This window comes from Streptomyces sp. ST2-7A, assembly GCF_021390475.1.
GTDB lineage: Bacteria > Actinomycetota > Actinomycetes > Streptomycetales > Streptomycetaceae > Streptomyces.
The window spans coordinates 1-15,710 of the sequence record NZ_JAJUWS010000043.1 but is presented as its reverse complement, the minus strand read 5'-3'; the positions used below and the strand labels follow the sequence as shown (position 1 = coordinate 15,710).

Annotated in this window: 14 protein-coding genes; 2 read left to right on the top strand and 12 right to left on the bottom strand. The window is 74.2% G+C overall.

What is annotated here, in order from left to right; translation table 11 throughout:
• Window positions 1-156 precede the first annotated feature (156 nt).
• The 8 genes from LZF96_RS21550 to LZF96_RS21515 form a co-directional block, all read right to left on the bottom strand.
• Entirely contained in the window at window positions 157-1,182 is a 1,026-nt protein-coding gene (locus LZF96_RS21550) for an alcohol dehydrogenase catalytic domain-containing protein (protein ID WP_233875558.1), read from the bottom strand.
• A complete protein-coding gene (locus LZF96_RS21545) occupies window positions 1,179-2,354 on the bottom strand; it encodes a mandelate racemase/muconate lactonizing enzyme family protein (protein ID WP_233875555.1) in 1,176 nt (391 codons plus the stop codon). The genes LZF96_RS21550 and LZF96_RS21545 overlap by 4 nt, the downstream gene beginning before the upstream one ends.
• Window positions 2,355-2,587: 233 nt before the next feature.
• Window positions 2,588-3,550: an SGNH/GDSL hydrolase family protein gene (locus LZF96_RS21540; protein ID WP_233875553.1), complete on the bottom strand. Its 963-nt coding sequence runs from the start codon at window positions 3,548-3,550 to the stop codon at window positions 2,588-2,590.
• 594 nt (window positions 3,551-4,144) lie between these two features.
• Window positions 4,145-5,410 carry a beta-ketoacyl synthase gene (locus LZF96_RS21535; protein WP_233875551.1) on the bottom strand — a complete coding sequence of 422 codons (1,266 nt, stop codon included), beginning with the start codon at window positions 5,408-5,410 and terminating at the stop codon, window positions 4,145-4,147.
• 113 nt (window positions 5,411-5,523) lie between these two features.
• Entirely contained in the window at window positions 5,524-5,772 is a 249-nt protein-coding gene (locus tag LZF96_RS21530; RefSeq protein WP_233875549.1) for an acyl carrier protein, read from the bottom strand.
• An 83-nt stretch (window positions 5,773-5,855) separates the two neighbouring features.
• Window positions 5,856-6,866: a ketoacyl-ACP synthase III gene (locus LZF96_RS21525; protein WP_233875547.1), complete on the bottom strand. Its 1,011-nt coding sequence runs from the start codon at window positions 6,864-6,866 to the stop codon at window positions 5,856-5,858.
• A 142-nt stretch (window positions 6,867-7,008) separates the two neighbouring features.
• Window positions 7,009-7,986: an ACP S-malonyltransferase gene (locus LZF96_RS21520; protein ID WP_233875647.1), complete on the bottom strand. Its 978-nt coding sequence runs from the start codon at window positions 7,984-7,986 to the stop codon at window positions 7,009-7,011.
• 94 nt (window positions 7,987-8,080) lie between these two features.
• Window positions 8,081-9,283, bottom strand: a complete 1,203-nt coding sequence (locus LZF96_RS21515; RefSeq protein ID WP_233875545.1) for a CdaR family transcriptional regulator — start codon at window positions 9,281-9,283, stop codon at window positions 8,081-8,083.
• Window positions 9,284-9,498: 215 nt separating this feature from the next.
• Here LZF96_RS21515 and LZF96_RS21510 point away from each other — a divergent pair, with 215 nt between their 5' ends.
• Complete coding sequence (locus LZF96_RS21510) at window positions 9,499-10,179, top strand: pirin family protein (protein ID WP_233875645.1); 681 nt, start codon at window positions 9,499-9,501, stop codon at window positions 10,177-10,179.
• Window positions 10,180-10,283: 104 nt separating this feature from the next.
• Here the strand turns inward: LZF96_RS21510 and LZF96_RS21505 are convergent, their stop codons facing one another.
• On the bottom strand, window positions 10,284-11,144 hold the full coding sequence (locus LZF96_RS21505) for a serine hydrolase (RefSeq protein WP_233875543.1): 861 nt from the start codon (window positions 11,142-11,144) through the stop codon (window positions 10,284-10,286).
• A 314-nt stretch (window positions 11,145-11,458) separates the two neighbouring features.
• On the opposite strand from LZF96_RS21505, the gene LZF96_RS21500 reads away from it, so the two are divergent.
• Entirely contained in the window at window positions 11,459-11,887 is a 429-nt protein-coding gene (locus LZF96_RS21500; protein WP_233875541.1) for a hypothetical protein, read from the top strand.
• Window positions 11,888-11,951: 64 nt separating this feature from the next.
• Here the strand turns inward: LZF96_RS21500 and LZF96_RS21495 are convergent, their stop codons facing one another.
• The 3 genes from LZF96_RS21495 to LZF96_RS21485 all read right to left on the bottom strand — a co-directional run bounded on the left by LZF96_RS21495 (window position 11,952) and on the right by LZF96_RS21485 (window position 15,601).
• On the bottom strand, window positions 11,952-12,839 hold the full coding sequence (locus LZF96_RS21495) for a DUF4429 domain-containing protein (protein ID WP_233875537.1): 888 nt from the start codon (window positions 12,837-12,839) through the stop codon (window positions 11,952-11,954).
• A 247-nt stretch (window positions 12,840-13,086) separates the two neighbouring features.
• On the bottom strand, window positions 13,087-14,271 hold the full coding sequence (locus LZF96_RS21490) for an alpha/beta hydrolase (RefSeq protein WP_233875535.1): 1,185 nt from the start codon (window positions 14,269-14,271) through the stop codon (window positions 13,087-13,089).
• A gap of 256 nt (window positions 14,272-14,527) precedes the next feature.
• Complete coding sequence (locus LZF96_RS21485; RefSeq protein ID WP_374203300.1) at window positions 14,528-15,601, bottom strand: potassium channel family protein; 1,074 nt, start codon at window positions 15,599-15,601, stop codon at window positions 14,528-14,530.
• Window positions 15,602-15,710: the final 109 nt, after the last annotated feature.

The window sequence follows — 15,710 nt, the reverse complement described above, 5'->3', positions numbered from 1 at the left end:
CCGGGCGGGATCGAGGGGCGATACGGCGGTGGGGCGGGGACGCCCGGGGAATACCGGCCGGCGCGGGGGTCGGTCGGGTGGAGGTACGGGCGCGGGGGTACGGGCGGGTCGCCCGGGCCCGCCGGGGGCCGAACGGGAGCCGCCGGCCGGTCCGGCTCAGGGCACCAGGAGGACCTTCCCCGCGTCGGGGTCCCCGCCGCCCACCAGCTCCACCGCCTCGGCGAAGGCCGTCAGCGGCAGGCGGTGGGTGATCAGCTCGCCGGGACGCAGGGCCCCCTCCGCGAAGGCCCGCACGGCGTGCCGCCAGGCCGCCGAGGGGGCCCCGAAGATCCCGGAGACGGTGAGCTGGGCGGTGGCCAGCAGTACCGGGTCCACGCCGCGCGCGCCCGGTGCGGGGATGCCGGTGAGCACCACACGACCGCCCCGCCGGGCCAGCCGACAGGCGGCGTCGGCGCTGCCGGGCGCACCGGCCGTCTCCACCACCAGGTCGTAGCCGCCGGGGTCGTGGCCGCCGGGGTCGGGGGCGGGGCGGCGGATGTGGTGGGCCCCCGCCTTCCGGGCCCGCTCCCCGGCCCGGGGTCGCGGATCCACCGCCATCAGCTCGGCCGGGTCCCCGGCGGCGAGCAGGTGCAGGGCGAGCAGGCCCAGCGTTCCCGCTCCCACCACGGCGATCCGTTCCCCGGCGCGTGGGGCGGCGGTCAACACGGCCGCCGCGGCCACCGCGGCGGGCTCCAGGAGGGCGGCGGCGTCCGGGTCCGCGTCCTCCGGCAGCGGGTGCAGCAGCCGCGCCGGCAGCACCAGGTGGTCGGCGAAGGCCCCCGGCAGGGTGAAGCCGGTCTCGGCGTACCCGGCCGAGCACAGGCTCGTCTCCCCGGCCCGGCACCGCGCGCAGGAACGGCAGTTGCGGAATCCCTCGCCCACCGTGCGGCGGCCGACCAGGGACCGTTCCACGTCCCGGCCGACCGCCTCGACGGTGCCGGACCACTCGTGGCCGGGGACGATCGGGTAGCGGACGTACCCTTCCGCCCGGGTCCCCTCGTACAGTTCGCGGTCGCTGCCGCACAGTCCGGCGGCGTGCACCCGGACCAGCGCCTCCTCGGGGCCGGGCACCGGGGTCGGGGTTTCGATCAGTCGGTGCCGACGCGGACCCTCCACCAGCACCGCCCGTCCCGGGGTACTCACGGGCGGGCCCCGCGCGGCGCGCCGTCGCGCTTGTGCCAGTCCTCGGCCCACAGGTCGAAGCGGGCCTGCTGCTGGGGGAACTCGGCGGCCGCGTCGATGTCGAACTCCACGCCCAGCCCGGGGGCCTCGGGGAGCGTGAAGTAACCGTCCACCACCTCGGGCGCGCCCTTCACCACCTTCTTGATCTCCGCGTCGGCGAAGTCGTTGAAGTGCTCCAGGATCTTGAAGTTGGGGGTGCACCCGGCCAGTTGCAGGTTCGCGGCGGTCAGCACCGAGCCCCCCACGTTGTGCGGGGCGACCAGCACGTAGTGGGTCTCGGCGGTGGCCGCGAGCTTGCGGGTCTCCGAAATGCCGCCCAGGTGCCCCACATCGGGCTGGATGATGTCCACGGCCTGCGACTCGAACAGCTCGCGGAACTCGATCCGGTCGTGGACGCGCTCGCCGGTGGCGACCGGCATGTTCACCCGGCCCGCGACCTTGGCGAGCGCCTTGAGGTTCTCCGGCGGTACGGGCTCCTCCAGCCAGGAGGGTCGGAAGGGCTCCATCTGCCGGGCGAGCCGGATCGCGGTGGCGGGGCTGAACCGGCCGTGCATCTCCAGCAGCAGTTCGTTCTCCTCGCCGATCGCGTCGCGGACCGCCTCCACCAGGGAGAGCGAGCGCATCGTCTCGGTGTGGTCCAGCTCGAGGCTGCCGGTGCCGAAGGGGTCGAGCTTCAGCGCCCGGTACCCCCGTTCGACCACCCGTAGGGCGGCGGCGTGGAACGCCTCGGGGGTGCGCTCGACGGTGTACCAGCCGTTGGCGTAGGCCTTGATCCGGGGGTCGGCGACGTTCGCCCGTCCGCCCAGCAGCTGCCAGACCGGCACCCCCAGGGCCTTGCCCTTGATGTCCCAACAGGCCATCTCGACACAGGCGATGCCGGACATGACGATCTCCCCGGCCCGGCCGTAGTCGCCGTACTTCATCCGGCGGACCAGGTCCTCGACGGCGAAGGGGTCGGAGCCGGCGATGTGGTTGACCTCGGCCTCCCGCAGATACCCCAGGAGGGCGTCGGTGTGGCCGAGCATCCTGGTCTCCCCGACACCGGTCAGTCCCTCGTCGGTGTGGACCAGGACGTGGGTGAGGTTGCGCCAGGGGGTGCCGACGACGTGGGTGCTGATACCGGTGATGCGCACAGGGGGCCTTCCGTCCGATCCGGCTCGCGGTGTTCGATATATCGAGCAGCGTTCGAAATTCTGTCGTGACGGTAGTGAGGGACCCCGACGCTGTCAACACCGCCGCTCGTCGGTCGCGTCCCCGGCCCCCGGCGCCGCCACCGCGGGCCCCTCCCGCCGGACGCGCCGACGGGCGGCGGATCACCCGGGAACCACCGCCCGTCCATCGGACGCCCCGACCCGGGGCGCCCCGCTCACTCCTCGCCGAGCCGCTCGTACGCCAGTTCCGCCAGGGCCCGCTGGCCCTCCCGGCTGGGATGGAACCAGTCCCACTCGCTCAGGTCGTCCGCGGTGAAGGTGTACCCGAAGACCGCCCCGTCGTCGTACCGGCAGTTCACGTCCTCGGCGCACACCTCGGCCAGCGCCGCGTTGTACTCCACCACCCGCTCGTGGACCTCCGTGCGCCGCTCCTCCGCCTGCGGGGTCAGGGCCTCCGGCTCGGCCAACATCGAGGGGCAGATCCCGAAGCGCCACACCTGGAGGGCCTCGGGATACTGCCGGCCCTCCTCCCACAGTCGCTGGAGGTCGGGGACGCTGGCCACGAACAGGCGCGCGTCCGGCGCCCCCTCACGGATGATCCCCACCGCCTCCTCGAAGTCGGCGCGGAAGTCCGCCACCTCGGTCATGGCACCCGGTGTGGGGGCGCAGGCGTCGTTCGCCCCGATCAACACGGTGACCAGGTCCGGCTCCCGCGCGGCGGCACGCCGCGCCTGGGCCGGCAGGTCGGCCATCCGGGAACCGGAGACCGCCTCGTTCCAGGTGCGGGTGATGCCCAGCCGGTCCGCCAGGCTCTCCACGTCCGGTTCGGTGCCCGTGCTCCACGACACCTCCGGGCAGTCCACGAGGATCCCGCAGGAGTCGAAGCCGGTGGTGATGGAGTCCCCGAGGGCGACCATGCCGGGTGAGCCGTCGTCGGGGACGGCTTCGGTGTCGGGCTCGGTGTCGGGCTCGGGGGCCGCGTCGGTCGGCCCGTCCCCCTCGGACCCCTCCCCGTGCCCGTCCCCGGGGGTTTCCTCCACGAGGGTGTCGTCGGCGCCCCCACCCTCCCCGGGCTCGGATCCGGACCCGCAGCCGGTCAGCAGGCCGAGGCCGAGCAGACAGGCGAGGGCACCGCCGGCGGCGGTGGTGAGGGTGTGCGGGGTGGAGCGGAGCGACATGCGACTCCCCGGTGAGGAAAGGGCGGATCCGACGGGCGGGCGGCCGCGGAACCGGGGGTGCGGGTGGTCCGGTCCCGTGGTGTCGTCCGCGCGGCGGACAAACCCGCAGGGCAAGCGTAAAAGACTACCCGTCGTCACGCGGTTTCATCGACTTTCGGTCGCCTTCACCCGATATCGCCCGCCTTCAGTTGTTCCGTCCCGGGGATCCTGGCCTTCCGGTCGGGTTCCCGGGGGGTGGCACGGCGCACCCCGATCGTCCCCTCGGGTCCGGCGCGTCGTCCCGCGCCCCGGACCGCCATCCCTTTCCCGGTGGCCCCGGCCGCGATCGATGGCGCCGGCGGGCCGGACGGCGAGCCCGGTTCCCACGCGCTCGCCCGGGCCGGGCACCGGGATCGGCCGGTCCCGGGCCGGAACAGCGGGACGTGCCGCGCCGGGACGTGCCGGCGCCCGGGGGCGTCACACGGTCCCGGGGGAAACCTCCGCGATACCTCCGGGCCGGCCCCCGGGGGGGGGCGGGGGCCCCCCCCGGCGACCGGCCGGGGCGCGGAACAGGCGATCCGCCGGTTCCGCGCCCCGGGAAGGTCGGGTCCTCGCTCAGAGCGTGCGCAGCGCCAGGACGACGTTGTGGCCGCCGAAGCCGAAGGAGTTGTTCAGCGCGGCGATGGTGCCCGAGGAGGGCAGGGGACGGGGCTCCCCGCGCACGATGTCGACGTCCACCTCCGGGTCCAACTCGTCCACGTTGATCGTGGGCGGAGCCGTGCGGTGGTGCAGTGCCTGCACCGTGGCCACCGTCTCGATACCACCGGCACCGCCGAGCAGGTGGCCGGTCATCGACTTGGTGGCCGATACGGCCATCCCGTCCACGGCGTCCCCGAGCACCTTCCTCAGGGCCTTGATCTCGGCGATGTCACCCTGCGGGGTGGAGGTCGCGTGCGCGTTGACGTGGACCACCTGCGAGACGTCCAGATCGGCGGCGTCCAGGAGGTTCTGGATCGCGGCGGCCACACCGCGCCCGGCGGGCTCCGGCTGGGCGATGTGGTGACTGTCGGCCGACAGTCCCTGACCCACCACCTCGCAGTAGACACGGGCGCCGCGCCGCTCGGCGTGCTCGGCGGACTCCAGTACCACCACGCCCGAACCCTCGCCCAGCACGAACCCGTTCCGGGCCGTGTCGTAGGGGCGGGAGGCCCGCTCGGGGTCGTCGTTGTTCTTCGACATCGCCATCATGCTGGCGAAGGCCGCGATGGGCAGCGGGTGGATGGCCGCCTCGGTGCCGCCCGCGATCACCACCTCGGCGCGTCCGGCGCGGATCATCTCGACCGCGTACCCGATCGCCTCGGCGCCGGAGGCACAGGCGCTCACCGGGGTGTGCACGCCGGCGCGCGCGCCCACCTCCAGGCCGACGTTGGCGGCCGGGCTGTTGGGCATGAGCATCGGCACGGTGTGCGGGGAGACCCGGCGGGCCCCGCGCTCCCGCAGCACGTCGTACTGGTCGAGCAGGGTGATGACCCCGCCGATGCCGGAGGCGATGACGGCCCCCAGCCGGTCCGGGTCCACCAGGTTGTCCTCACCGGCCGGGCCGGTGAAGCCGGCGTCCGCCCACGCCTCGCGGGCGGCGATCACGGCGAACTGGGCCGAGCGGTCCAGCCGTCGGGCCAGCGGGCGCGCCAGCACCTCGGCCGGCTCCACGGCGATCGTCGCCGCGATCCGCACCGGCAGTTCGGCGGCCCACTCCCGCTCGAGCGGGCGGGCGCCGGAACGGCCGGCCAACATGGCCTCCCAGGTCCCGGTGCTGTCGCCGGCCAGGGGGGTGGTCGCTCCGATGCCGGTGACGAGCACCTTACGAGGGGTCGCGTTCACGGGAATGATTCTCCGCCGGTCGTGGGGTGGGGATCTGCGGGACACCGCCGGCACACGGGTGGTGCCGGCCGCGTCGGGTGCGGCCCGGGAGACCCCGGGCCGCACCCGATGACTCAGCTCTGGTGGCTGGTGATGTAGGAGACGGCGTCACCCACGGTCTTCAGGTTCTTGACGTCGTCGTCCGGGATCTTGACGTCGAAGCGCTCCTCGGCCGCCACGACCACCTCGACCATGGACAGCGAGTCCACGTCCAGGTCATCGGTGAAGGACTTCTCCTCGGTGACCTCCTCGGCCGGGATACCGGCGATCTCGTTCACGATCTCGGCGAGACCCTCGATGATCTCTTCCTTGGTGGCAGCCATTGCGGCGCTCCTTCGGTGTGCTGCGGCGGGTGCCGCATCGGTGTGGACGGCGACCGGCGGGGCCGGACGCGCGAGTGGTGCTGCTAGGGGAGGGTAACGACCGCCGCGGCGTAGACGAGACCCGCCCCGAAGCCGATGACCAGAGCGGTGTCGCCGCTGCGTGCCTGACCGGTCTCCAGCATCCGCTCCATCGCCAACGGGATGGAGGCGGCGGAGGTGTTCCCCGATGTCTCGATGTCCCGGGCCACCGCCACGTGCTCCGGCAGCCCCAGGGTCTTCACCAGGGAGTCGATGATCCGCATGTTCGCCTGGTGCGGGATGAAGGCGTCCAGGTCGTCCGCCGTGATCCCGGCCGCCTCCAGTGCCTGCCGGGCGACCTTGGCCATCTCGTACACGGCCCAGCGGAAGACGGTCTGGCCGTCCTGACGCAGCGCCGGGAACCGTTCCACGGGCCCCTCGCGGTAGGCGTCCCACGGAACGGTCTGTCCGATGGTGCCCGCCTTGTCGCCCTCCGAACCCCACACGGTCGGCCCGATGCCCGGCCGCTCGGCCGGGGCCGGACCGACCACCACCGCGCCCGCGCCGTCGGCGAACAGGAAGGAGGTGGTGCGGTCGGTCAGGTCGGTCAGGTCGGAGAGCCGCTCCACGCCGATCACCACGACGTACTCGGCGCTGCCCTCGACGACCATGCCCTTGGCCAGGGTCAGGCCGTAGCCGAAGCCGGCGCAGGCGGCGGAGATGTCGAAGGCGGCCGGCTTGTGGGTGCCCAGGCGGTGCGCGACGCGGGTGGCGATCGCCGGGGTCTGCTCGAAGTGGGAGACCGTGGAGACCACCACGGCGCCGACCCGTTCGGGGGAGATGCCCGCGTTGGCCAGCGCCTTCCCGGCGGCGCCCACCGACATCTCCTCCACCGTCTCGTGGTCGTCCGCCCAGTGGCGGGTCACGATGCCGGACCGCGAGCGGATCCATTCGTCGGAGGAGTCGATGTGTTCCAGGATGGTCTCGTTGGGAACGACCCGGCTCGGCCGGTACCCGCCCACGCCGAGGATCCGCGCGGCGGGCGCGCCCCGGCCCGCCCTGATGGTGACGCTCATGGTGTCGCGGCTCCTCCTCGGCGGTCGCCCACCGCTCGCTGCTGGACGGGCCGGCGGCCCGACTGACGTGCCGGACCCCGACGGCTCGGGAAGGGGGACGAGGGGGCCGTGTCCCGCGGCGCGTACCCGATTCGGGCGGCGCTCACCGGTCACCGGCGCCGGAGTGCTCCGCGAGCAGCTCGCGGGCGGCGGTCAGGTCCGCGGGGGTCTTCACGGCGACGGTTCGCACGCCCTTCATGGCGCGCTTGGCCAGGCCGGTCAGGGTTCCGCCGGGGCACAGCTCGATCAGGGCGTCGGCGCCCCTGCTCAGGAAGGTCTCCGTGCACAGGTCCCATCGCACCGGGTTGGAGACCTGGGAGACCAGGCGGTCCAGCACCTCCTTGCCGGAGCCGACCACCGTGCCGTCGGCGTTGGAGACCCAGGGCAGCACCGGGTCCGAGGGCTGCAGCTCACCGGCCGCGGCGGCCATCGCCTCGACGGCCGGCGCCATGTGCGCGGTGTGGAAGGCGCCCGCGACCTTCAGCGGGATGACCCGGGCCCGCTCGGGGCGGTCCTCGGAGAGCGCCGCCAGCTGCTCCAGGGTGCCGGCGGCGACCACCTGGCCGGCGCCGTTGGTGTTGGCGGCGGTCAGGCCCAGCCGCTCGAGGTGGGCGGCCACCAGGTCCGGGTCGCCGCCGAGCACGGCGGACATGCCGGTGGCGGTCACCGCGGCGGCCTCGGCCATCGCCAGGCCGCGCCGGCGCACCAGCAGCAGCGCGGCCTCGGGGGAGAGGACCCCCGCCACGGCGGCGGCGGCGAGTTCACCCACGCTGTGACCGGCCACGGCGTCCGGGCGGATCGGCCCGGAGGGCGCGAGGGGGGGTGGTGCGGTGCCGGTGTCGGTGGGACCGTCCGCGAGCAGGTACTCGGCGGACAGCAGGGCGGAGGCCACCAGCAGCGGCTGTGCCACGGCGGTGTCGCGGATCTCCTCGGCGTCGGCCTCGGTGCCGAAGCGCAGCAGGTCCAGGCCGACCACCTCCGACCAACCGCGCAGACGGTCGGCGGCACCGGGAAGGTCCAACCACGGGGTCAGGAAGCCGGGCGTCTGGGAGCCCTGGCCGGGGGCGACGAGTACGAGCACTCTCACACTCTCTCTCGTGACGGGCGGTCCCCACCGGTGGGGACCGGGACGAAGAACGGACGGGGGAATTGTCGCGGCCCCACAAAAAGGGACGTCATGCCTGGGTCCCCGGGACACCCTTGTCGAGTCGTCCCAGCATGAGGGCTATCCGCAGGGTGAAGGCCGAGCGGACCTCCGAGGGGGACCAGCCGGTGACGTCCGTCACACGTCGCAGCCGGTATCGCACGGTGTTGGGGTGAACGAACAGGATCCGCGCCGCGCCCTCCAGGCTGCTGGCCTGCTCCAGATAGACGCTCAGCGTCTCCAGCAGGGCCGAACCGGCCTGCTCCAGCGGTCTGTAGATCTCCTCCACCAACAACTCCCGCGCCATCGGGTCACCGGCCATCGCCCGCTCGGGCAACAGATCGTCGGAGAGCACCGGTCGGGGGGCGTCCGGCCAGGCGACGCAGGCCCGCAGGCCGGCGGCGGCGGCCCGCGCCGAGCGGGTGGCCGCCGGCAGGTCCGCCACCGGCGGACCGACCACGACCGGCCCCGGTGCGAACGGCCCGATCAGGGACCTGGCGGCGCGCAACGGGTCCTCGGCACCGCCCGCGATGACCACGAGCCGTTTGCCCAACACGCCGGTCAGCACCTGCAGTCGGGCATACCGCGCGGCCCGACGGATGGCCTCCACGGTCAGTTCGCTGTCGCCGTTGGGCGCGTTGCCCAGCACCACCGTCACGTGGTCGGGGGACTTCCACCCCAGCGCGGCGGCGCGGGAGATGTCACCCTCGTCTATCTCGCCGGAGACCACGGCGTTGACCACCAGGGACTCCAGTCGGGCGTCCCAGGCGCCGCGGGCCTCGGCGGCCTGCGCGTAGACCTGGGCGGTGGCGAAGGCGATCTCCCGGGCGTAGACCAACAGGGCGTTGCGCAGCGCGTCCTCACCGCCGGGGGCCGCGATCTCGTCCACGGCCGTCTCGACCACCTCGATGGTGGTGCGGACCATCTCGACGGTCTGCCGCAGGGTGATGGCCCGGGTGAGTTCGCGGGGAGCGGTGCCGAAGACGTCGGTGCTGATCGCCTGCGGCGTCTCCGGGTGGCGGAACCACTCGGTGAAGGCGGCGATGCCGGCCTGGGCGACCAGGCCGATCCAGGATCGGTTCTCCGGCGGCATGGCGCGGTACCAGGAGAGGTTCCGGTCCATCCGTGCGATGGCGGCGGCGGCGAGCTTCCCCGCGGACTGCTCCAGGCGCCGGACGGTCGCGGCGTGGGGATGGGTGTCATCGGCTTCGGGCACGGTCACAGCCTGCCTCATGCGGTGCTCCCCGTGGTCGGGGGGTGTCGGGGCTCACTCGGCGGGCGCCCGTCCCGGTGCGCGCCGGTCGGTCGTGCCCCGCGCCGGCCCGGAGTGCCACGCGCCGGCCCGGAGTGGTCCGCTTCCGGACGGCGGGCCGGCACCGGAGGCCCCGTGATCCCCGGCGTCGACCGGCGCCGGGTGGCGTCCCCACGGGGCGCTAGGTTGGACCCGTGATGCGCGTGTGGCGGGGCGGGGAGCGGTACCCGAGCGGTGACCCGGCGGTCGGGATCGAGTCGTGGCACGCGTTCTCCTTCGGGGCCCGGTTCGATCCGGGGAACCTGCGGTTCGGGCGGCTGATCGCGGCCAACGAGGAACGACTCGCCCCCGGTGCAGGCTTCGACGAGCATCCGCACAGCGGTGTGGAGATCGTCAGTTGGGTGCTGGAGGGGGAGTTGACGCACGAGAGTCCCGACGGCCCCCCGGTGGTCGTGCGCCCCGGTGATCTCCAGATCCTCGGCGCGGGCACCGGCGTGCGGCACGTGGAGCGCAACGCCGGAGCGGCGCCGACACGGTTCCTGCAGTTCTGGCTGACGCCGGTGGACGATCCCGGACCGCCGGAGCACCGGGTGGTGCGGGCGCTGCCGACGGGGGAGCCGTACCCGCTGCGCCGGGCGGGCGCGGTGCTGACGGTCCACCGGATGGCCGCCGGCGAGCGGCGCGGGGTGCCGGCGGGGGAGTGGTGTTACGCGCATGTGGCGGCGGGGGTCGCGGAGTTCGACGCGGAGGGGACGGCGGTCGACCGGGCGGGGCGCGCGGCGGCCGGCGACGCGGTACGGATCGAGGGCGCGGGGCCGGTGACGGTGACCGCCTCGGCGGAGGGCGCGGAACTCCTGTTCTGGTCACCCCCGCGGTAGGGGCCCGCGGGGGCGGTGGGTGGTACCGGGGCGTCGTGCAACCGATTGCCGGATCCGCTCCGCCGAAGCCTCCCCGGCCCCTCCCCGCCCGCCGTCCCGGGAGGTCAGCCGGCGTCGGCCGCCGGCACCGACTCCCGCTCCGCGGCCGGCCCGCCGCGCCACTCCCGCAGGATCGCGTCGGTGAACCGGGGCCACACCACACCGGCCCACGGTCCGAAGTCCCGGTCCGTCACCGCCACCGCGGCCACCCCGGCATCCGGGTCCACCCACAGGAAGGTCCCGGACTGCCCGAAGTGACCGAAGGTCCGCGGGGAGGAGAGGGAGCCGGTCCAGTGCGGCGACTTGGTGCCCCGGATCTCGAAACCCAGGCCCCAATCGTTCGGCTTGTGCTGCCCGAATCCCGGCAGCACCCCGTTCAGACCGGGGAACACCGGCCGGGTCGCCTCCGCCACGGTGGTGGAGTCCAACAGTCGCGGGGACTGGAGCTCGGCGGCGAAGCGGGTCAGGTCCTCCACGGTGGAGACCGCGTCCTTGGCGGGTGAGCCCCGCAGTTCCGTCGAGGTCATCCCCAGCGGCTCGAGGACCGCCTGTCGCAGGTATTCGGGGAAGGACATCCCGGTCGCTTCGTCGATGTGCTCCGCCAGCACCTCGAAACCGGCGTTGGAGTACAGCCGGCGGGTGCCCGGCTCCGCCATCTCGCGCCGTTCGTCGAAGGCGAGCCCCGAGGTATGGGCGAGCAGGTGCCGAACGGTGGAGCCCTTCGGTCCGGCGGGCTCGTCCAACTCGATGGCGCCCTCCTCGATGGCGATCAGCATCGCCCAGGCCGCCAACGGCTTGGTCACCGAGGCGAGGGGGAACCGCTCCGTCACCGGGCCGTGGAACGCGACCGGCCCGCCGTCCGCCGGGATCACGGCCGCCGCCGCCCGGGGCACCGGCCACTGCTCGATCATCGCCAGAGACTCCATGGGCCGAGCCTAACCCGCCGTCCCCCGCGTCCCGGCGGGCACGCCGGGACGCGGGGGACGGGCCGTTTCCCCGGGGCACATCGGGGACCCGGCCGGGGCTCCCGGGGACGCGGTCGCCGGCGGCGTCGCGCCTCCCACCCGGGGGCGCCGCCCGGCGCGGGCGCAGGTCACGCCGGGCGAGCCGGTTGGTCGGTACATCCTGATCGAAGGCATTGGGAAGCCCTTCCGTGCTGGCCGGAGGGGTGCCGGCCGGCATACCATCCGGCAAGCCGGGGGAACGGGTGTCCGGCGCTGCCGGGGAGCGGGTGGGAACGATGAGATGCTCGCAGTGTCAGGTGGGACGTGCCTGGGACGCGTACGGGCGGTGCGAACCCTGTTCGCGGGCGAACGTGAACCTCGGACCGGCCGGCTCGCAACTGGTCGCCACCGGGGCGGAGCCCCCGGGACCGGACGCGGCCGAGCCGCGCCCGGAAGCCGGCGCGGTGCCGCCGCGTCCCTTCCCGTCCGCCGCGCAGCCCCCGGCGCCGCCTCCGCCCGCCCCCCGGGGCGCGTGCACGCAGTGTTTCGCGGGAACCGCCTGGGACGACGAGGGGCGCTGCCGCCCCTGCTCCGAGGCGGGGGTGCGGCTGACCGCGGCCCCGCCCCGCACAGCCCCCGCGATCGAGACCGCCGAACCGCTTTCCGAGCTCACGGACGGGTCCGCCCCCCGGCGCCGGCTGTCCTTCCTCTCCCGCCGCTCCTGACCCGGCACCGCTTCGCTCCGACGGGGTTCGAGCCCCCGCCGGGACCGGGGTCGGAACGGCGGTCTCACAACTCGGCGAGCAGATCCTGCTTCTTCGCGGAGAACTCCTCGTCGGTGAGCAGCCCCGCCGAGTGCAGGTCACCCAGATGCCGGATGCGGTCGGCGATGTCCGCCGGGTCCCGGCGGGGATCCCTCGGGTTGGGCAGCGCGCTCACCGGCCCCCCGGTCCGCTCCACCTCCTGCACGGCGGCCAGCACGCTCGCGGCGAGCGGCAACGACTCGTGCACCAGTCCGTAGCCCAGGCCGAAGACCACCGCGGTGGGGTCCTGGTCCGCCGACACCGGCGCGGTGGTGACCGGTTTGCCGTCCGGCCCACGCCGCAGCAGACGCAGGTACCCGCCGTCCACCTCCGGGGAACGCCATTCCACCCCGGCCAGCTCGGCGACGGCGAAGGTCTGGTCACCGGCTTTCCACTTGGCGGAGGAGGCGCCGGTACGGAACCAGCGGAAATCCACGGTGGCGCCGTCGAAGGCGACCCGGCCGTCGTACGCCTTGAAGCGCAGCGGCGCCGGCGGGGGATCGACCATGAACTCGTCGGCCTCCTCCAGGGCCCGGGGGCCGAGCCGGGCCAACAACTCCGCCGCGTAGTAGCCGGCCGGTGTCTCCCGTTCGGCCGGCAGCACCAGGCGATAGGGGTCCGCGGTGTCCCGGAGTTGGCCCGCGGCGGCCTCCAGCAACGGGTCGGCCCCGGGTCTGGGAAGGATCCGCAGGACGACGGTGCCCTTCCTGGCACCGGGCCCCAGTTCCACCGAACTCAACGCTTCATGGGGAATGCGACGCTCGCCCAACACGTGGAAGAGCTTCGGCGTGCGAATCCCCCGTTCGAAGCGGATGAGCACGGAATCGGTGTCGAACTCCCAGGAGGAGTGGATTCCGGCCAGCACATCACCCATGCGGGTCATCGTATGCGCCCGGGCTGACGGATGGGCCACCCTCCGCGCACCTCACGGGGGGAACGCGCTCGGGGGCGTGCGCTCCCGTCCCCGGGGACGACGCGCGTCACCGATGTCACGCGTCCGGAATCCGTCCTTCCCCGGACGGGGGTCACGGGGCCGTCCGGGGAGGGAGGGAACCGGTGGTGGCGGGCCGGGTGGGGCGCCCGACGGACGACTGCGGCGTACGTCACGGGGTCCTTCCCGTTCAGGTGACGGACGTGATCAGACCGGTGCCGATGCGCGCGAAGTTGCGCAGGCTGTCGGAGCCCGGTTCGAAGTAGCCCGTGTGGCCCCGGGCGGTCCCCGAGGCCACGGGCAGCGCCCCGAAGGAGGGGTGCACCGGATCGGTGCCGTGCCCGATAGGGCCGACGGACAGGTGTGGCACGTCGCGGATCCAGTCGCCGGTCGCCCGGGTGGCCCAGACCCTGGCGTCGGTGCCCAGCCGATCGGCCCGGGAGACCCGCATGCCGGGGCTGCCGGCGACCACGATGTCGGTCACCCGATCGGACAGTCGTTCGGCGGCCAGACCGCACACCACCGACCCGTAGGAGTGGCAGAAGAGCGCGACGGGCGCGTCGCCGGGCAACCCCTCCACCGCCCGCACCAGCCGCTCGGCGCCCTCGGCCGCCAATTCCCCGGTGGCGGCGGAGACGCCCACCCCGCGAGGGGTGGTGTAGTCCGCCCAGGCGATCACGGCGGATGCCCCGTCGGGATCGGTGGCGCTTTGTTCGGCGTGGAGGGCCTCGGCCATCCCGACGGGGGAGCGGTACCGCATCCGGGTGCGTTCGAAGGTCAGCAGGTCGGTGTCCACCCCCGGCACGACCACGGAGATCCGCCGCGCCGTGTCCAGATCACCGAACACCTCGGCCGCCCGGCCGCCGCCGGAGGGATCGAAGGAGAGGATCCGGCGGTCCTCGCGCAGCAGCGAGCCGTAGCGGTTGGCCAGTCGACCGGCGTGGTGGCGGCCGGCCACCGACAGGCGGTCGTCGTCGACGCGCTCGCGTTCGAGCTCCCGGGCCCGGGCCAGCGCGTGCCGATTGGCGGCGTACCGCACCTCCGCCGGGGCGCCGTCGAGGTTGCCGACCACCTCGGGGTGGCGTTCGGCCAACAGCATCCACTTGCGGTGCCCCATGGAGGCGAAGAAGACGGCGATCCGCTCGGGAGGGGAGGCGACGGAGGGTAGATCGGCACCGCCGATGGAATCGCGGTTCCAGGCCGTCAGGCGCTCGGTCCGGACGTCCGGCGCGCCGGGCTCGCCGCTGGTGATCCACCCGGAGGCCGCCAGCACGGTGAAGACGACCGCCAGCGGCAGCAGGACGCGCCGCAGGAGGCCGGGGAACCGGGCGACGCGGTGTCCGGATGGCGCGGGGGAGGGGTTGATGTTCGACACTGCTCCCGCATCCTACGATCGTTTCGTCTGAATTAAACCCTTCGGAGTGCGGAGTCCGCTTCGATGTGGTGTGGGTCATTCCCCGGGGTGACCGCCGATCGGAGCAAGGGGTGTTCCCGTCCCGCGGGGTGACGGGAAGCGTACGTCGAGGGCAACGAAAAGACAACGGAAGGGCAACGGACCGGCAACGGCGAGGTGGTCCGGGAGCCCGGCGCGCCGTCGCCCGGTCGTGCGCCGCCCCGCCGCTTCGTGCTCGTCAGCCCATGGGCCCGCCGTCCCGCGATGGGTCGTCCCGCCATCCCGTGAACGGCCGTCCCGCGACCCGGCCACGGGAGGGTCGGCCGGTGCCCGCCCTCGCGCCGGGGCGCGCGTCCCCCTCGGGATCCGCCGGGCCGGTCGCCGCGTCCCGGGAGCCGCGCGTCGGGGCGGCCCCGGTGTCGAGCGGCCCGCCGATGCCGCCGGCGGCCCCTCGGTCGGGCACGCCGGGCGCCCCCGCCCCCGTCGCGCCCCGGTACGCGGCCAGTTCCGCGCGCAGCGCCCGCACCTCGGCCATCAGTTCCGCCAGGGCCGCGTCCCGCCGCCGGGAGTCCTCGTCCGTCTCGTCGAAGCGGGAGATGAACCAGGCGGCGATGTTGGCCGTCACCACACCCAGCAGGGCGATCCCCGAGAGCATCAGCGCGATCGCCGGCAACCTGCCCACACCGGTGGTCGGCGCGGTATCCCCGTAGCCGACCGTGGTCATGGTGGTAAACGCCCACCACACGGCGTCACCCGGAGAATGAATATTCGACTCCGGGGAGTCCTGTTCCACCTCCAGGACGGCCAGCGAGCCGAACATCACCAGCCCCGCGCAGCACCCCGCCACGTACACCGTCAGCTGGATCCGGGAGGCCATCCGGGCCCGCTCCCCGGCGAGCACCAGCGTGGAGACCAACCGCAGCAGCCGGAGCTGTCGCAGCAGCGGCAGGGCCACGGCGGCCAGGTCCAGCGGGTGCCGGCGCACGAACCGCCACCGCCGCCGGGAGAGCAGCAGCCGGGTCAGATAGTCCGCCGCGAACGTCCCCCAGATCGCCCACTCGGTGATCCGGCACACCCGGTGCACCGCGGACGGGGCCTCCGGGGCGACGATCGGCACCGCGTACACCACCCCGAACAGCACCGCCAGGCCCAGCAGCGGCATCTCGGTGCGCCGCTCCCACCGTCGCCTGCCGGGCTCGAGCGCCTCCTCGGGGTGCGGGGCGGGCGGTCGGGGCGCGAGGTCCCCGGGCGGGGGTGCCGTCCCGGCCACCCCGAGCGGGTCCCGATCGGGGGCGGGGTGCGGTGCGTCCATGTCGGGACATGCTGGGACGCCGGGTCCGGGCCCCCGGAGGGCGGGCGGGGCACATCGGGCGGGACACGGGAGAGGAGACGCACGCGGCGGGGGCCCCCCCCCCCCCCCC

Excerpts from the sequence above, each read along its gene's own strand:
- LZF96_RS21525 (WP_233875547.1), bottom strand. The coding sequence starts at position 6,866 with ATGAGCGTCACCATCAGGGCGGGCCGGGGCGCGCCCGCCGCGCGGATC.
- LZF96_RS21540 (WP_233875553.1), bottom strand. The coding sequence starts at position 3,550 with ATGTCGCTCCGCTCCACCCCGCACACCCTCACCACCGCCGCCGGCGGT.
- LZF96_RS21495 (WP_233875537.1), bottom strand. The coding sequence starts at position 12,839 with ATGGGTGATGTGCTGGCCGGAATCCACTCCTCCTGGGAGTTCGACACC.
- LZF96_RS21510 (WP_233875645.1), top strand. The coding sequence starts at position 9,499 with ATGCGCGTGTGGCGGGGCGGGGAGCGGTACCCGAGCGGTGACCCGGCG.
- LZF96_RS21530 (WP_233875549.1), bottom strand. The coding sequence starts at position 5,772 with ATGGCTGCCACCAAGGAAGAGATCATCGAGGGTCTCGCCGAGATCGTG.
- LZF96_RS21500 (WP_233875541.1), top strand. The coding sequence starts at position 11,459 with ATGAGATGCTCGCAGTGTCAGGTGGGACGTGCCTGGGACGCGTACGGG.
- LZF96_RS21505 (WP_233875543.1), bottom strand. The coding sequence starts at position 11,144 with ATGGAGTCTCTGGCGATGATCGAGCAGTGGCCGGTGCCCCGGGCGGCG.
- LZF96_RS21485 (WP_374203300.1), bottom strand. The coding sequence starts at position 15,601 with ATGGACGCACCGCACCCCGCCCCCGATCGGGACCCGCTCGGGGTGGCC.
- LZF96_RS21515 (WP_233875545.1), bottom strand. The coding sequence starts at position 9,283 with ATGAGGCAGGCTGTGACCGTGCCCGAAGCCGATGACACCCATCCCCAC.